The sequence below is a fragment of the Xanthomonas bonasiae genome (assembly GCF_017163705.1).
Taxonomy (GTDB): Bacteria; Pseudomonadota; Gammaproteobacteria; order Xanthomonadales; family Xanthomonadaceae; genus Xanthomonas_A; species Xanthomonas_A bonasiae.
Window position 1 is genome coordinate 248,837 of the sequence record NZ_JAFIWB010000004.1, and the last position, 16,020, is coordinate 264,856.

The 16,020-nt window shown below is 68.8% G+C and carries 12 protein-coding genes; 3 read left to right on the forward strand and 9 right to left on the reverse strand.

Translation table 11 applies throughout. The features are described 5' to 3' along the window. Positions 1-2 precede the first annotated feature (2 nt). Entirely contained in the window at positions 3-263 is a 261-nt protein-coding gene (locus tag JR064_RS06865; protein WP_179566081.1) for an SHOCT domain-containing protein, read from the forward strand. Positions 264-288: 25 nt separating this feature from the next. On the opposite strand, the gene JR064_RS06870 is transcribed toward JR064_RS06865, so the two are convergent. After that, entirely contained in the window at positions 289-2,283 is a 1,995-nt protein-coding gene (locus JR064_RS06870; RefSeq protein ID WP_206229221.1) for a glycoside hydrolase family 127 protein, read from the reverse strand. 37 nt (positions 2,284-2,320) lie between these two features. Continuing rightward, a complete protein-coding gene (locus JR064_RS06875; protein WP_191825686.1) occupies positions 2,321-3,721 on the reverse strand; it encodes an MFS transporter in 1,401 nt (466 codons plus the stop codon). A 192-nt stretch (positions 3,722-3,913) separates the two neighbouring features. On the opposite strand from JR064_RS06875, the gene JR064_RS06880 reads away from it, so the two are divergent. Then, positions 3,914-4,732 carry a helix-turn-helix transcriptional regulator gene (locus JR064_RS06880; RefSeq protein WP_206229222.1) on the forward strand — a complete coding sequence of 273 codons (819 nt, stop codon included), beginning with the start codon at positions 3,914-3,916 and terminating at the stop codon, positions 4,730-4,732. Positions 4,733-4,800: 68 nt separating this feature from the next. Further along, on the forward strand, positions 4,801-6,357 hold the full coding sequence (locus JR064_RS06885; RefSeq protein WP_206229223.1) for a phospholipase D family protein: 1,557 nt from the start codon (positions 4,801-4,803) through the stop codon (positions 6,355-6,357). A 131-nt stretch (positions 6,358-6,488) separates the two neighbouring features. Here the strand turns inward: JR064_RS06885 and JR064_RS06890 are convergent, their stop codons facing one another. The 7 genes from JR064_RS06890 to JR064_RS06920 all read right to left on the reverse strand — a co-directional run. Continuing rightward, the gene (locus tag JR064_RS06890) at positions 6,489-7,568 is read right to left on the reverse strand and encodes a protein-glutamate methylesterase/protein-glutamine glutaminase (protein WP_191825683.1); all 1,080 of its coding nucleotides are present in this window, start codon (positions 7,566-7,568) and stop codon (positions 6,489-6,491) included. A gap of 31 nt (positions 7,569-7,599) precedes the next feature. Further along, positions 7,600-8,406, reverse strand: coding sequence for a CheR family methyltransferase (locus JR064_RS06895; protein ID WP_191825682.1), 807 nt, complete (start codon positions 8,404-8,406; stop codon positions 7,600-7,602). A gap of 13 nt (positions 8,407-8,419) precedes the next feature. Continuing rightward, a complete protein-coding gene (locus tag JR064_RS06900) occupies positions 8,420-9,679 on the reverse strand; it encodes an EAL domain-containing protein (protein WP_206229234.1) in 1,260 nt (419 codons plus the stop codon). A gap of 55 nt (positions 9,680-9,734) precedes the next feature. After that, positions 9,735-10,268 carry a chemotaxis protein CheW gene (locus tag JR064_RS06905; RefSeq protein ID WP_191825681.1) on the reverse strand — a complete coding sequence of 178 codons (534 nt, stop codon included), beginning with the start codon at positions 10,266-10,268 and terminating at the stop codon, positions 9,735-9,737. A 9-nt stretch (positions 10,269-10,277) separates the two neighbouring features. Beyond that, positions 10,278-12,209: a HAMP domain-containing methyl-accepting chemotaxis protein gene (locus JR064_RS06910; protein ID WP_241092892.1), complete on the reverse strand. Its 1,932-nt coding sequence runs from the start codon at positions 12,207-12,209 to the stop codon at positions 10,278-10,280. 106 nt (positions 12,210-12,315) lie between these two features. Next, positions 12,316-14,313, reverse strand: a complete 1,998-nt coding sequence (locus JR064_RS06915) for a methyl-accepting chemotaxis protein (protein ID WP_206229225.1) — start codon at positions 14,311-14,313, stop codon at positions 12,316-12,318. A gap of 70 nt (positions 14,314-14,383) precedes the next feature. Continuing rightward, a partial coding sequence (locus JR064_RS06920) for a methyl-accepting chemotaxis protein (protein ID WP_206229226.1) occupies positions 14,384-16,020 on the reverse strand: 1,637 nt, incomplete at its 5' end.

Sequence of the window (16,020 nt, forward strand, 5' to 3'; positions counted from 1 at the left end):
GGATGGGTGGATTCAGCATCTGGCACTTCGTGATTCTGTTCGTCGTACTGGCGCTGCCGGTGCTGGTCTTTGCGGCGGTATGGCTGGCCATGCGTCGCGACCAGCGTGCGCAAGCATCCCAGCGCGCTGCTTCGCCGCCGCCGTTGCCACCGGCGGCATCGGTGGAAGCGCGGCTGCGCGCGCTCGAAGCATTGCGCGCGCAGGGCCTGATCGACCAGGCGGAGTACGAACGCCGGCGCCAGCAGATCCTCGCCGAGTTGTGAGCGCGCCGCGCGGCGGCGCGCGGGCTCAGTCGCCGCCGCTCGCGTCCACCCACACCCGCATCTCGCCTTCGCCGCGGTTGGCCCAGGCGAAGTAGGGCACGAAGGTCAGGGTCTGCGCCTGTCGCGACGGCGGCAGCGCGTCGTAGCGGTACAGCGGCGAGGCGTCGGCCTGCGCATCGTCGTGGCCGTGCAGGCGTTCGCCTTCGGCCTGCAGCAGCACCTGGCCGGCCAGCGTGCCGCTGCCGGGTTCGCTGCGGATCGCCGCGTCGGCGGGCAGGCGCAGCTGGTGCAGCTGCGTGCCGTTGTCGGCCTGCTCCAGGCAGTAGACCAGCGGCCCGCGCTGCAGCGCGACCTTGCCGGCCAGATGGCGCACGCGCGGATGGCCGCTGACCCGCATCGGCGGCATCGGCAGGCGCAGGTGCAGGGTGTCGCCGCGCTGCCAGCGCCGGCGCAGCACGCAGTAGCCGTGCTGCAGATGCGCCTCGATCGCCACCGCTTCGCCGTTGAGTTGCAGTTGCGGCGTACGGCACCAGTCAGGCAGGCGCAACGCCAATGCAGCTTCGATCGGCGCCTCGCAATCCACGCTCAGTTCCACCTGTTCCTGCCACGGGTACTCGCCACGCTGGCGCAGGGTCAAGGTCTGCCCGTCCACGTCGAACGCGGCGTCGCTGCCGACGTACAGATTCACGTAGAGCGTGTCGTCGCGGCGGGTGTAGATGTAGTGGCCGAGCGAGGTCAGCACGCGGGCGATGTTCGGCGGACAGCAGGCGCAGCCGAACCAGCGCTGGCGCACCGGCTTGACGTGGTCGAAGCCGTGGTTGCCGTGCACGGTGGGCGGATGCACTTCCAGCGGATTGACGTAGAAGAAGTGGCGCCCGTCCAGCGCCATGCCGGCCAGCACGGTGTTGTACAGCGCCCGCTCCATCACGTCGGCGTAGCGGCTGTCCGGCGCCAGCTGCAGCATGCGGTTGGCGAACATCATCAGCCCGATCGAGGCGCAACTCTCGTTGTAGGCGGTGTCGTTGGGCAGGTCGTAGTCGACGCTGAAGGCTTCGCCGTAGCTCTGCGCGCCGATCGCGCCGGTGAGGTACAGCTGCCGCTGCGTGGTGTTCTCCCACAGCCGCTCGCAGGTCGCGCGCAGTTCGGCGTCGCCGCTGTGCCGCGCCAGGTGCGCCACGCCGGCGTACAGGTACACGAAGCGCACCGCGTGGCCGACCGCGGTGGTCTGCAGCGCGACCGGCACGTGCGCCTGGCTGTAGGCCTTGTCCTCGATCATCCACGCCGGCCCATGGCCGCCCCAGAAGAAGCTGCGCCCGCGCTTTTCGTATTCTTCGTCGTAGTAGTGCGGCGCGGTGCCGCGCTGCTCGACGAAGTAGCGGGTCAGCGCCAGGTAGCGCGGCTCGCCGGTGGCCTCGTACAGGCGCATCAGCGCCAGTTCGATCTCCGGATGCCCGGGATAGCCATGCAGCTGCGCGGGGCCGGGGCCGAAGGTGGCGTCGATGTGGTCGGCGAGCCGGCACACGATGTCCAGCAGCGCGCGCTTGCCGGTGGCCTGGTGGTAGGCGACGCCGGCCTCGATCATGTGCCCGGCGCAGTACAGCTCGTGGCATTCGGCCAGGTTGGTCCAGCGCTGCTCCGGCGCCTTCACCGTGAAATAGGTGTTGAGGTAGCCGTCGGCCTGCTGCGCGGCGCCGATCAGTTCGATGGTGGCGTCGGCATCGCGCTCCAGCGCCGGATCGGGATGCTGCGCGAGCAGGTAGGCCACCGCTTCCAGCCACTTGGCCACGTCGCTGTCCTGGAACACCATGCCGTAGAACGCACCGTCGCTGCGCCCGGCGGCGATGCGGAAGTTCTCGATCGCGTGGCTGGGTTCGGCATCGGCGACGTTGTCGTTGAGCGCATCCCATTGGTACGGCAGCACCACGTCCTGCACCAGGCGCTGGTAGCGCTGCCAGAACGGGTCGGCGATGCGCAGGCGGTCGAGCGGGAGTTCGGGCGGCGGGGCGAGCGAGTGCGGCATGGAGGCGGCGATCCTGTGGGGAGGAGGAGGGGAGCGGTCAGTGCACCGGGCGCGCGGCCAGATCGGCACCGATCTCGGCCAGCAGCGGCCGGCGCAGGCGGCAGCGGTAGATCACCGCGGCCAGCAGCAGGTGCAGCGCGGCGGGAATCAGCGTTTCCAGCAGGGTGATCGCCTGCAGCGAGGCGGCGGTCTGGTGCTCGGCGCCGGCGCGGTAGCCCACGCGCACGAACAGGTAGCTGATCACCACCGCGCTCGAGGCCCAGGCCAGCTTGATGCAGAACAGGTTGAAGGCGAAGTTGATGCCGGAGGAGCGGATGCGGTTCTTCCACGCGCCGTAGTCGTCGGCGAAGGCCATGATCGAGAAGTGCAGCGGCAGCGCGAAGCCCAGCACCAGGCAGTTGACGAAGATCAGCCCCAGCCACAGCGTCTGCTGCGCCGGCCCGGTGGGCATGCACCACTGCAGCACGCCCAGCGCGGCCAGCGCCAGGTTGGTGTGCAGGTACAGGGCCAGCGGATCGAAGCGGCGGCACAGCGCGTTGACCACGAGCGCGCCGAGCACCGTGGCCAGCGCCACCATCGCGAAGAACAGCGAGGTGTAGCCGGCGCCGCCGCCGAGCACGTAGTTGATGAAATACAGATAGCCGCCGCCGCGGATGTTGAACACGTTGATCAGCAGGAACGACATCAGCAGCACCAGCCGCATCTGGTCGTTGCGCAGCAGCCCGCGCAGGTGTTCGCCGATGCCGGCCTCGCCCAGCAGGCTCACCGGCACGCGCTCGCGCACGGCGAAGAAGCAGCACAGGAACATCGCCACCGCCAGCCCGCTGAGCACGCCCACGCCGAGCTGATAGCCGTGCGCGGCATCGCCATTGCCGAGCACCCGCACCAGCCACGGCAGCCCGACCGAGACCAGGAAGCCGGCGATGCCGCACAGCACGAAGCGCCACGACTGCGCCGACACCACTTCGCGGTGGTCGCCGGTCATGCTGTTGATCAGCGCGCAATACGGCACGTTGATCGCGGTGTAGCACAGCGACAGCAGGAAATAGCTGGCGAAGGCGTAGGCGACCTTGGCCGCGTAGCTCAGCTGCGGGGTGCTGAAGGTCAGCACGCAGGCGATGCCGATCGGCAAGGCGATCCACAGCTGCCAGCCGCGGAAGCGGCCCCAGCGGCTGCGGGTGCGGTCGGCGAGCAGGCCCATCAGCGGATCGGACACCGCATCGGCGATGCGCAGCACGGTGAACAGCGTCCCGACCAGCGCCGGGGTCAGGCCGAACACGTCGGTGTAGAAGAACGTGAGGAAGTTGGCGATCAGGCAGGTGACAATGGTGCCGCCGGCATCGCCCAGGCCATAGCCGAACTTTTCCAGGCGCGAGAGTCGGTGCGTGGCGGCCTGTTCGGCGCCTGCGGCAACGGGGCCAACGGCGGTCGCATTCAACGGGACGGTTCCTGGCGGGCGCGGGAGGCGGCGCCACCGCAAAGTCGCATGCCGCCGGCATCGGAACAAGAGCCGGCGCGGTATAAAAACGGTACGATTCCGACCTGCATGGCTGCAGTGGTGCTCGCGGCGATGCCGTGCGTTATTTGCTGCAGTGCAGCGTGCCATTCTCGCCGGGGAGACGCTTCCGACATGCTCGAACTCGCAGTCGCCTATCCGATCCGGGTCCAGAACGGCGGCCTGTTCATTTCCCGCGGGGTCGGCGCGCACCCGACCCGGGTGATCCAGTCCTACGAGCTGATCTTCGTCGAGCGCGGCACCTTGTCGATCCGCGAACAGGACGACGACTTCCACATCGGTCCCGGCGAGACCCTGATCCTGTGGCCGGGCCGCGAACACGCCGGCCTGGGCCGCTTCTCCGACGAACTGCGCTTCTACTGGGTGCATTTCGAACTGGCGCCGACCGCCGTCGCCGCGGACGAGGCGACGCTGCTGTCGATGCCGCAACGCAGCGCGATCCGCGACCCGGAGCGTTTCGTCGGCCTGTTCCGCTGGTTCCTCAGCGAGCAGGAAGAACGGCGCACGCTGCCGATGCTGGAGCCGATCGTGCTGTCGATGCTGCAATGCGTGGCCGGCGCCTGGCCCGACCCGCACGACTCCGACCGTGCCGGCGTGGCGCTGGCGTACCGCGCCAAGCAACTGATCGGCACCCAGTTCCACACCGCGCTCACCGCGTCCACGCTGGCCGCGCAACTGCATTGCAACCCGGACTACCTGGGCCGCATCTACCGCCGCGCGTTCGGCACCACGCTGACCGAGGCGATCCATCGCCAGCGCATCGCCTTTGCCGAGAAGCTGCTGCTGGTGAACACCTGCACCGTCGACGAAGTCGCGCAGCGCGCCGGCTTCAGCGACAGCGGCTATTTCCGCCGCATCTTCCGCCAACGCCTGGGCATGACCCCGACCGCGTATCGGCGGTTGTACTGCAAGGAGCACATCAACTCGGGGTGAGCGCGTTCGCGCAGCGGCCTACACAGGGCATTGCCTACACTGCGCCGATGTCATGGAGAGTCCGCAAGATGAAGAAGGCGCTGAAATGGAGCGGCATCGCCCTGGCCGCGTTCGTGCTGGCCTCGCTGGCGGCGCTGTACGGCTACGGCCGCTTCGCCGACCGCGCGCAGGGGCCGGCCAGCCACGCCCTGCCGGCGACCGCACTGCAGACCCCGATCGACCGCGTGGTGGCGCCGCTGACCGCGGCGCATCCCGGGCACAGCGGCATGGTGATCCTGCCCGACAACGTCGAGGCGTTCGCGGTGCGCGCGGCGGCCGCGCGCGCGGCCGGGCGCAGCCTGGACCTGCAGTACTACATCTGGCATGCGGATTTCACCGGCAACCTGCTCTACAACGAGCTGTTGCGCGCCGCCGACCGCGGCGTGCGCGTGCGCCTGCTGCTGGACGACATGAACGTGCACGGCAGCAATTCGGTGCTGGCCGCGCTGGACCGCCATCCGCTGATCGAGGTGCGGCTGTTCAACCCGACCCGCGCCCGCGAAGGCACGCTGATGCGCGGCGTGGAGCTGGTGCTGCGGTTCTTCAGCGTCAACCGGCGCATGCACAACAAGGCCTGGATCGCCGACGGGCGCATGGCGGTGGTGGGCGGGCGCAACGTCGGCGACGAATACTTCGATGCGGCGCGCGACACCAATTTCATGGATACCGATGTCGCGGTGGTCGGGCCGGCGGTGGCGCAGGCCGCGCAGATCTTCGACGCGTACTGGAACAGCCGCACCGCGGTGCCGCTCGGTGCGCTGGTGCAGGCCGAACCGGAGGCGCTGCCCAGGCTGCGCGCCAGCATCGATGCCGGCCTGGGCTCGACGCGTGCGCATCCCTACGTGCAGCGCCTGCGGCAGGCGCCCAGCGTGCGCAACCTGGTCGAGGGCGAGCGCCCGCTCCACTGGAGCGCCGAGGCGTCGATCGTGTCCGACCCGCCGGAGAAGGCCGAAGGCGCGCCGCCGCGCGCGGACTGGATGACGCCGCGGCTGGTCGGCGAGATGGCGCGCGCGCAACGCGAGCTGGCGCTGATCTCGCCGTACTTCGTGCCGGGCGAGGAGGGCATGCGCTGGATCGGCCAGCTGCGCCAGCGCGGCGTCGCGGTGGGCGTGCTGACCAACTCGCTGGCGGCCAACGACGTGGTCGCGGTGCATGGCGGCTATGCCGGCTACCGGGTGCCGCTGCTGCGCCAGGGCGTGGCGTTGTTCGAGCTCAAGCCGCAGGGCGATCCGGGCGGCAGCCTGTTCGGCTCCAGCGGCGCCAGCCTGCACACCAAGGCGTTCGTGGTCGATGGGCGCGAAGGCTTCATCGGCTCGTTCAATCTCGACCCGCGCTCGATGAATCTCAATACCGAGATGGGCCTGCTGTTCCGCGATCGCGCGGCGGCGGCCGAACTCGAGCGGCTGTACCGGACCAAGGTGTCGGCGCCGGTCAGCTACCGGTTGGCGCTGCAGGATGGGGTCGTGCGCTGGCACGATGCCGCGGCGCGGCCGCCGCAGACCTGGGGACGCGAGCCGGAGGCGGGGATCTGGCGGCGTGCCGCGGCGCGGGTGATCGGCTGGTTGCCGGTGGAGTCGCAGCTGTAGCGGCACCGACCGGCGCGAAATTGCAGGAGCGGCTTCAGCCGCGACAGGTTCCATCAGCCGCGACAGGTCCATCGGTGATGCCCGTCGCGGCTGAAGACGCTCCTACAGGAGCTAGCGACCGCGGAGCGGCGTTAGCCGAGCTGCTGCACGATCTCGCGCGCCATCGATCCCAGCGGCAGGATCTTCTCCGCGCCGCCGCGCTTGATCGCTTCCTTGGGCATGCCGAACACCACGCTGCTCTGTTCGTCCTGGGCCACGGTGCGCGCGCCGGCCTGGCGCATCTCCAGCAGGCCGACCGCGCCGTCGTCGCCCATGCCGGTCATGATGATGCCCAGCGCATTGCCGCCGGCGGCGCGCGCGGCGGAGCGGAACAGCACGTCCACCGACGGCCGGTGCCGGTTCACCGGCGGCCCGTCCACCACCTCGACGAAATACTGCGCGCCGCTGCGGCGCAGCAGCATGTGCTTGCCGCCGGGCGCGATCAGCGCGCGGCCCGGCACCACGCGGTCGTTGTTGGCCGCTTCCTTCACCGCGATCTGGCACAGGCTGTCCAGGCGCGCGGCGAACGCGGCGGTGAACTTCTCCGGCATGTGCTGGACGATGACGATGCCGGGACTGACCCGCGGCAGCGCGGTCAGCACTTCCTCCAGCGCCTGGGTGCCGCCGGTGGAGGTGCCGATCGCGATCACCCGCTCGGTGGTCTGCGCCAGCGGCCGCCCGCCCTGCGCCGGCAGGATAACGTCGGCGTTGTGCTTGACCTCCGCTTCCACCGGCGGCGCGGCGCTGCGCGCGGCCAGGCGCTTGACGTTGGCGCGCGCGGCGGTGCGCACCGTGGCGACGAGTTCGTCGGCCGAGTCGGTGAGGAACTGCTTCAGGCCGAGCTTGGGCTTGGTCACCACCGCCACCGCGCCGGCGGCCAGCGCGTCCATGGTCACCCGCGCGCCCTTCTCGGTGAGGGTGGAGCAGATCACCACCGGGGTGGGGCGCTCGCTCATGATCTTGCGCAGGAAGGTGATGCCGTCCATCTTCGGCATTTCCACGTCCAGCACGATCACGTCCGGCCATTGCTGGCGCATCTTGTCCATCGCCAGCAGCGGATCGGCGGCCGCGGCGATCACCTCGATGCCGGGCGCCTCGTTGAGCACCGCCACCAGCACCTGGCGCACTACCGCCGAATCGTCGACCACCATGGCCTTGATCGTCGTCGTCATCGGTCGTTCCTTTGAGTAGCGGCAGCGGTGTTCATGGCTTGCGGTACACCGACGGCGCCACCTGCACGACCTCGTTGTTGACGTCGTTGAGGCTTTCCGAGTGGCCGATGCAGAAGATGCCGCCGCGCTTGAGCACGGAAAGCACCCGCGCGACCACTTCGCGCTTGGTCTGGCCGTTGAAGTAGATCATCACGTTGCGCAGGAAGATCACGTCGAACTGGCCGAGGTTGGGCAGCGACGCGTTGAGGTTGGCGTGCAGGAAGCGCACGTTGTCGCGCAGCTTGCGGTCGATCAGCAGGCTGCCTTCGTATTCGCCGCGGCCTTTCAGGCAGTAGCGCTTGAGCAGCGCCGGCGGCATGTGCTCGATGCGCTGCAGCGGATAATGGCCGGTGCGCGCCTTTGCCAGCACACGGGTGCTGATGTCGGTGCCGACCACTTCGTAGGGGCGTCCCTGCAGCGTGTCGTCCAGCACCATCGCCATGCTGTAGGCCTCTTCGCCGGTGGAACTGGCCGCGCTCCAGATGCGGAACGGCGCGTTGCCCTTGTGCTCGCTCGCCAGCTTGCGCAGCAGTTCGAAATGCTTGGGCTCGCGGAAAAAGTAGGTCTCGTTGGTGGTCAGCAGGTCGATCGCGGTCTGCACCTCGCCGCTGCCTTCGCGGCTTTCCAGCAGCTTCAGGTACTGGGTGTAGGTCTGCAGCGAGTGCGCCTTCAGGCGCTTGCCCAGGCGCCCGCACAGCATCGCCTTCTTGGCCGGGGAAATGGTGATGCCGGCGGCGTCGAAGATGAAGCGCTGGAACTTGCCGAATTCCTGCTCGGTGATGGTGTCGGTGCTGGTCATGATGGTCCGGGAGTCAGTGATGCGGCGCTTGCGCCGCGGTGGGGCCGTGTTCCTGCAGCCGGGTCTGGTGCTCGAGCAGCCAGGTGGTCAGCGCGCCGCCGCCCATCGGCCGCGCCAGCAGATAGCCCTGGCCCAGGTCGCAGCCCAGTTCCTGCAGCAGTTGCCAGTCCTCGACCGTTTCGATGCCTTCGGCGACGGTGCTCAGGCCCAGCCGTTGCGCCATGCCCAGCGCCGATTCCAGCACGGTGCGCAGGTTGCGGCTGCGGTGCGCGTCGTGCACGAAGATGCGGTCGATCTTCAGTTCGGTGAAGGGAATGCGGGTCAGCTGTTGCAGCGAGGAGAAACCGGTGCCGTAGTCGTCCAGCGACAGGCCGAAGCCCTGCAGCCGCAGCCGCGCCAGCATGCCCAGCGCGCTGGCCTCGACCAGCGAGCTTTCGGTGATCTCCAGGATCACGTCGGCCGGCACCAGCCCGTGGCGGCGCAGTTGGCTATGCAGTTCGTCGAGCAGTCCCGGGTCCTGCAGCAGGCACGGCGACAGGTTGATCGCCAGGCTCAGGCGGAAGCCGGACTGCTTCCAGGTCGCCAGCCGCGCCATCGCCTGGTCGGCGACGCTGGCGGTCAGCGCGTGGATCAGGCCTTCGCGTTCGGCCAGGGCGATGAAGCGGTCCGGCGCGATCTGCCCGTTCTGCGGATGCCGCCAGCGCGCCAGCGCTTCCACGCCGCTGACCTGGCCGCTGCGCATGTCCACCTTGGGCTGGTACGCCACTTCGATGTCGCCGCGGCGCAGCGCTTCTTGCAGCATCGCCGCGTCGGTGGGGTCGCCGGCGCCGGCGTCGTGGCGCGCGGCCGGCAGCGGCTGCGGGTGCGCCTGCAACGCCGCATCGAGCTCGGCCGCGCGCAGCGGTTTTTCCAGGCCGGCCAGTACCTGCAGGCCATTGGCGCGGCCGACCTGCAGCACCGAGTCGATCAGCGCGGCGCCGCGTTGCGAGGCGACCACGATCGGCACGCGCACGCTGCAGCGGGCCAGCGCATCGAGCAGCTGCACGCCGTCCATGCCGGGCATTTCCAGGTCCACGATCAGCAGCCCCGGCGCCGGTCCCTGGCTGACCCGCGCCAGCGCCGCATGGCCGTCCGGCACGCCCTCCACCGCCACCGCGCCCAGCCGCATGCACAGCGCCAGCGCATGCTCGCGCTGCACATGGCTGTCGTCGACGACCAGGACCGTGCCGAATTGGCTGAGCGTGGCGATTTCGGGGACGAGCGACATGCGGATTCCGTCGATGGGCGAGGGCTGGGCGCGGCGCCAGGCGCCACGCCGCGAGGGCAACTCAGGCGGCCATGCCTTCCTCGACACCCGACTCGACGCCGGCCATGGCGACGAACTCCTGGGTGGACAGCGCCGCATCGGCATCGAGCAGGATCACGAAGCGCTCGCCGACCTTGCCCATGCCGTGGATGAAATCGCGGCGGATGCCGGCGCCGAACGCGGGGGCCGGGGCGATGTCGGCGGCGGCGATCTCCAGCACTTCGCTGACCGCGTCCACCAGCAGCCCCAGCACCTGGCGCTCGTTGCCGTTGGCGACTTCGACGATGACGATGCAGGTGCGCTTGGTGACCTCGCTGGCGGCGCGGCCGAAGCGTTGCTGCAGGTCCACCACCGGCACCACCGCGCCGCGCAGGTTGATCACCCCGCGCAACGCCGGCGGCATCATCGGCACGTCGGTCGGCGTGCGGTATTCGATGATTTCCTTGATGCCGAGGATGCCGACGCCGAACATCTCCTTGCCGAGCAGGAAGGTCAGGAACTGGTCGGGAGCGAGATCGGTGCCGCCGAACGGTACGGGCGATGGGTGAGCGGTCATGGCCGGTCCTCAGAAAGTATCGAATTGGGCTTCGTCCGGCGTATCGCCGGCCAGCGCGAGCTGGCTGTCGGCGAAACGCACGAACGGCTTGCGGGCCGCGGCACGCGCGGGCGGCTGCTGCGGCTTGCGCGCGGTCGCGGGCGCAGCCGCGGCGCGGCGTGCCTGGACCACGCCGGCGAGCTTGAAGAAACTCATGAGCTGCTGCAGTTGCTCGGCCTGGCCGCTCATTTCCTCGGCGGTGGCGGCCAGTTCTTCGGAATTTGACGCCGCCTGCTGGGTGGTCTGGTTGAGCTGGCCGATCGCGGTGTTGATCTGGTTGACGCCCGAGGCCTGTTCTTCGGAGGCGGCGGTGATTTCCTGCACCAGGTCGGAGGTGCGCTTGATCGACGGCACCATCTGGTCGAGCAGCTTGCCGGCATTCTCGGCCAGTTCGACGCTGGAGCTGGCGACGTCGCCGATCTCCTGCGCGGCGATTTGGGCGCGCTCGGCCAGCTTGCGCACTTCCGCGGCGACCACCGCGAAACCCTTGCCGTGTTCGCCGGCGCGCGCCGCTTCGATCGCGGCGTTGAGCGCGAGCAGGTTGGTCTGGTAGGCGATGTCGTCGATGATGCCGATCTTCTGCGCGATCTGCTTCATCGCCTGCACCGTGGCGCGGACCGACTCGCCGCCGTCCATGGCCTGGCTGGAGGCCTTGCTGGCCATGCCGTCGGTGACCTTGGCGTTCTCGGTGTTCTGCCCGATCGAGGCGGTCATCTGCTCGATCGCGGCGCTGGTCTCTTCCACGCCCGCGGCCTGTTCGCTGGCCGCCTGGCTCAGCGACTGCGCGGTGGCGCTGACTTCCTCCGAGGCGCTGGCCAGCGCCTCGGCATTGCCGTTGACCTCGCCGACCACCTGCGACAGGCGCGCGATGGTGTCGTTGACGTAGTTCTTCATCTCCGCATAGGCGCCATCGTAATTCTTGTCGATGCTCCTGGTCAGGTCGCCGTCGGCCATCGCGCCCATCACCCGCACCACGTCCTGGATGCTGTCGCCGGTGGTCTGCACCAGATCGTTCAGGCCCTGGCCCATCTCGCGCTGGAAGCCGGCCAGACCGTCGAGAGCGATGCGCTCGGAGAAATCGCCGCGGTTGGCGGCCTGGACCACGCGGCGCTGGCCGTCGATGACCAGCTTCAGCCGCTCGACCATGCTGCGCATCGCATACAGCGCGCTGCCGTTGTCGTTGGCGCGGACCTTGACGTCCAGCGCCAGGTCGCCCTGCGCCACCTTGTTGGCGATCTCGGCCACGTAGGCCGGCTCGCCGCCGAGCAGGCGCATCAGCCCGCGCACGATGAACACCGAGATGCCCGCGCCGAGCAGCACGCACACCGCGATCACCGCGATGATCCAGCTGCGCGCGCTGGCGTACAGCGAATCGCCCTGCGCGCTGGCGGCTTCGCCGCCCTTGACGTTGATGTCGACCAGTTTGTCCAGCAGGTTGGAGGAGTCGTCGAACAGTTTCTGCTGTTCGCCATTGAGCAGGGCCATCGCCTCGCTGGTCTTGAGTCCTCGCGACAGCTCCAGCACGCGCTTGTGCAGCACCAGGTACTGATCGAACTTGCGCGAGAAATCTTCGTAGTCGGCCTTTTCTTCCGGCGATGAAATCAGCTTGACGTAGTGGTCGCGATTGCTCGCGTACTGCCCCAGTACCTCGTCCATCACCTGCTCGAGCTTGGCCATTTCCTGCGGGCTCTCGCTGATCACATGCTGCAGCTCGGCCACGCGCAGGTCGGAGGTGTTGGTGTTCATCTGCTGGATGTAGCGGATGCTGGGCATCCAGTTCTCGGCCATGTCGGTCGAGGACTGGTTGACCTGGGCCAGCTTGTCGGTGGCGAACAGGCCCATGCCGAGCATTAGCAGCAGCACTGCGGCGAAGCCGAGTCCGATTCTTGTACCGATCTTCATATTTGCGAACACGGGTGTGATCTCTGTTGATTGACTGGAGAGCGTGGCGTTGTCCCGGCAGCGGACGGCGATCGTCGGCAACTGCGGGACTGGACGTGGCGTCGGATCAGAAACTGTCGAAGTGCACTTCGTCCGGCGACGTCACCAGCGCCAGTCCGCCCTCGCCGTAGCTGAAGGTGCGTGTCCGCGCAGGCGCCGTTTTCTTGCTGGCGCGCGGTACCGCGACCGGCCGCCGCGGCGCCGTCACCTGGTTGGTGCGGAAGAAGCTCATCAGCTGCTGCAGCTGCTCGGCCTGGCTGCTCATCTCCTCGGCGGTGGCGGCCAACTCCTCGGAATTGGAGGCAGCCTGCTGGGTGGTCTGGTTGAGCTGGCCGACCGCCGCGTTGATCTGGCCGACGCCGGAGGTCTGTTCCTCGGACGCGGCGGTGATCTCCTGCACCAGGTCGGAGGTGCGCTTGATCGACGGCACCATCTGGTCGAGCAGCTTGCCGGCGTTCTCGGCCAGCTCGACGCTGGAGGTGGCGACGTCGCCGATCTCCTGCGCGGCGATCTGGCTGCGCTCGGCCAGCTTGCGCACTTCCGCGGCGACCACCGCGAAGCCCTTGCCGTGCTCGCCGGCGCGCGCGGCCTCGATCGCCGCGTTCAGCGCCAGCAGGTTGGTCTGGTAGGCGATGTCGTCGATGATGCCGATCTTCTGCGCGATCTGCTTCATCGCCGCGACCGTGGAGCGCACCGCTTCGCCGCCCTCGATGGCTTCGCGCGCGGCCTTGGCGGCCATGCCGTCGGTGATCTTGGCGTTCTCGGTGTTCTGCGCGATCGAGGCGGTCATCTGCTCCAGCGACGCGCTGGTTTCCTCCACGCCCGCGGCCTGCTCGCTGGCCGCCTGGCTCAGCGACTGCGCGGTGGCGCTGACTTCCTCCGAGGCGCTGGCCAGCGCTTCGGCGTTGATGTTGACCTCGCCGACCACCTGCGCCAGGCGCGCGACGGTGCCATTGATGCTGTCGCACAGTTCCTTCAGCTGGCCCTGGCACGGCACGTTGGCGGTGCGGGTCAGGTCGCCGTCCTCGATCGCCTTGAGCACCAGGCGCGCTTCGTTCAGCGGGCCGATCACAGCGTCCAGCGTCTGGTTGATGCCGTCGACGATGCGGCGGAAATCGCCGTGGTGCTGGCCGGCCTCGGCGCGCACGTCCAGGCGCCCGGCGCCGGCGGCGTCGACCAGCAGATTGGTGTCGCGGATCAGCGCGCGCAGGTTCCCGCGCACCTGTTCGATGGTGTCGTTGATGAATGCCTTCTTGCCGGGCAACTGCGCCAGCGGCGCATCGAAGTTGCCGCGGCCGAATTCGGCGACCACGCCCATCGCCAGCTTCTTGACCGCGATGTGGCCCACGACCATGCGGTTGATGCCGTCGGCCATGCTGCGGAAATCGCCTTCGAAGCGCTGGCTGTCGATGGTCACGTCGATGTCGCCGGCGTCGTGTTCGGCGGACATGTGGTTCATCTGCGCGATCAGCCCCAGCAGGTTGCGGCGTACCTGTTCGATGGTGTCGTTGATGAACGCCTTCTTGCCGGGGAAGCTCTCCAGCGGCGCCTGGAAGTTGCCGCGGCCGAATTCGGCGATGCAGGCCATGGCCTTCTTCTTGGTCGCGATGTGGTCGCCGACCATGCGGTTGATGCCCTCGGCGATGGTGCGGAAGTCGCCTTCGAAGCGCTGGCCGTCGATGACCACGTCGATGTCGCCGGCATCGTGCTCGCGCGTCATGCGCCCGATCTCGTCGCCGATCTGGCGCACGCCGGACTGCACTTCGCGCAGCGCCAGCAGGATCTCGCAGGCCTGGTCGTTGCGCACCGTCGGCATCACCACCTCGAAATTGCCGCGGGCGAAGCGGGTCAGGGTGGTGGTGGCGATGCGCAGCGAGCGGGAGATCGCATGCGCGGCGTAGGCGAGCGCCGCGCCGCCCAGGACCGCCGCGGCGACGGCCAGCGCCAGGATCTGGCCCGGCGGCAGCGCCAGCGCGAAGCCGGCCGCGCTGGCTGCCAACGGCAGCAGCACGGCGATGCAGGAGCCAGTCCATAGCTTGGTGGAGAGTGAGATGGCGTTGGACATGACGGTGTACCTATGGATGTTGGGGTGGCGCACCCGGCCTTGCGGCCGGTTCCGGTGGGCTGTTGCGGGGTCAGAAGGTTTCGAAGGCGGTTTCGTCCAGCCGCGCCGCCGCCGGGACGCTGCCGGCGAAGGCGCGCAGGCGCGGCGCCCGCGCTGCCGGTGCCGGCGCGCGCCGCGGCAACGGGGTCGGGGCGGACGCGGCGGCGCTGGGGTTGGTCTTGAAGAAGTTCATGAGCATCTGCAGTTGTTCGGCCTGGCTGCTTACTTCTTCGGCCGTGGCGGCCAATTCTTCAGCGTTGGCGGCGGATTGCTGCGTGGTCTGGTTGAGCTGGACCACCGCGCAGTTGATCTGGCCCACCCCGGAGGTCTGCTCTTCGGAGGCGGCGCTGATCTCCTGCACCAGGTCGGAGGTGCGGCGGATCGACGGCACCATTCCGTCGAGCAGGCGCCCGGCGCTTTCCGCCAGGTCCACGCTGGATCCGGCCACGTCGCCGATCTCGTGCGCGGCGACCTGGCTGCGTTCGGCCAGCTTGCGCACCTCTGCGGCGACCACGGCGAAGCCCTTGCCGTGCTCGCCGGCGCGCGCGGCCTCGATCGCGGCGTTGAGCGCGAGCAGGTTGGTCTGGTAGGCGATGTCGTCGATGATGCTGATCTTCCGGGCGATCTCCTTCATCGCCGCGACCGTGGCGCGCACCGCCTCGCCGCTCTCGGCGGCTTCGCGCGAGGCCTTGGCGGCCATGCCGTCGGTGACCTTGGCGTTGTCCGAATTCTGCGAGATCGAGGCGGTCATCTGCTCCAGCGACGCGCTGGTCTCCTCCACGCCGGCCGCCTGCTCGCTGGCCGCCTGGCTCAGCGACTGCGCGGTGGCCGACAGCTGCTCGGAGGCGCTGGCCAGGGTGGCGGCGTTGCCGTTGACCTCGTTGACGATGCCGGTGAGCTTGTCGATGGTGGCGTTGACGTAGCGCTGCATGTCGGCGAAGGCGCCTTCGTAGCGGCCTTGCACCTTGCAGCTGAGGTCGCCGTCGGCGACCGCGCCCATCACCTTGATCACGTCGCCGACGCTGCGCAGGTTGCCGCGCGCCTGCTCGATGGTGTCGTTGATGAAGGCCTTCTTGCCGGGCAGCTGCGCCAGCGGCGCGTCGAAATTGCCGCGACCGAACTCGGCGACCACGCCCATCGCCAGCTTCTTGACCGCGATGTGCGCGGCCACCATCTGGTTGATGCCGTTGCCCATCGCGCCGAAGTCGCCTTCGAACTTGGCGGTGTCGATGACCACGTCGATGTCGCCCTTGTCGTGCTCGGCGGACATGCGGTTGATCTCGGCGATCAGGTGCTTGAAATTGCCGCGTACGTGCTCGACGGTGTCGTTGATGAAGGCCTTCTTGCCGGGCAGCTGCGCCAGCGGCGCGTCGAAGTTGCCGCGGCCGAACTCGGCGACCACGCCCATCGCCAGTTTCTTGACCGCGATATGCGCGCCGACCATCCGGTTGATGCCGTCGCCCATGGCGCGAAAATCGCCTTCGAGCTTGGCCGTGTCGATGATCACGTCGATGTCGCCCCTGTCGTGCTCGGCGGACATGCGGTTGATCTCGGCGATCAGCTGCTTGAAGTTGCCGCGCACGCGCTCGATGGTGTCGTTGATGAAGGCCTTCTTGCCGGGCAGCTGCGCCAGCGGCGCGTCGAAGTTGCCGCGGCCGAACTCGGCGA

What these genes read in the sequence shown, in the direction of transcription:
- JR064_RS06865 (WP_179566081.1), top strand. Translation starts at nt 3, where the DNA reads ATGGGTGGATTCAGCATCTGGCACTTCGTGATTCTGTTCGTCGTACTG.
- JR064_RS06870 (WP_206229221.1), bottom strand. Translation starts at nt 2,283, where the DNA reads ATGCCGCACTCGCTCGCCCCGCCGCCCGAACTCCCGCTCGACCGCCTG.
- JR064_RS06880 (WP_206229222.1), top strand. Translation starts at nt 3,914, where the DNA reads ATGCTCGAACTCGCAGTCGCCTATCCGATCCGGGTCCAGAACGGCGGC.
- JR064_RS06885 (WP_206229223.1), top strand. Translation starts at nt 4,801, where the DNA reads ATGAAGAAGGCGCTGAAATGGAGCGGCATCGCCCTGGCCGCGTTCGTG.
- JR064_RS06890 (WP_191825683.1), bottom strand. Translation starts at nt 7,568, where the DNA reads ATGACGACGACGATCAAGGCCATGGTGGTCGACGATTCGGCGGTAGTG.
- JR064_RS06895 (WP_191825682.1), bottom strand. Translation starts at nt 8,406, where the DNA reads ATGACCAGCACCGACACCATCACCGAGCAGGAATTCGGCAAGTTCCAG.
- JR064_RS06905 (WP_191825681.1), bottom strand. Translation starts at nt 10,268, where the DNA reads ATGACCGCTCACCCATCGCCCGTACCGTTCGGCGGCACCGATCTCGCT.
- JR064_RS06910 (WP_241092892.1), bottom strand. Translation starts at nt 12,209, where the DNA reads ATGAAGATCGGTACAAGAATCGGACTCGGCTTCGCCGCAGTGCTGCTG.
- JR064_RS06915 (WP_206229225.1), bottom strand. Translation starts at nt 14,313, where the DNA reads ATGTCCAACGCCATCTCACTCTCCACCAAGCTATGGACTGGCTCCTGC.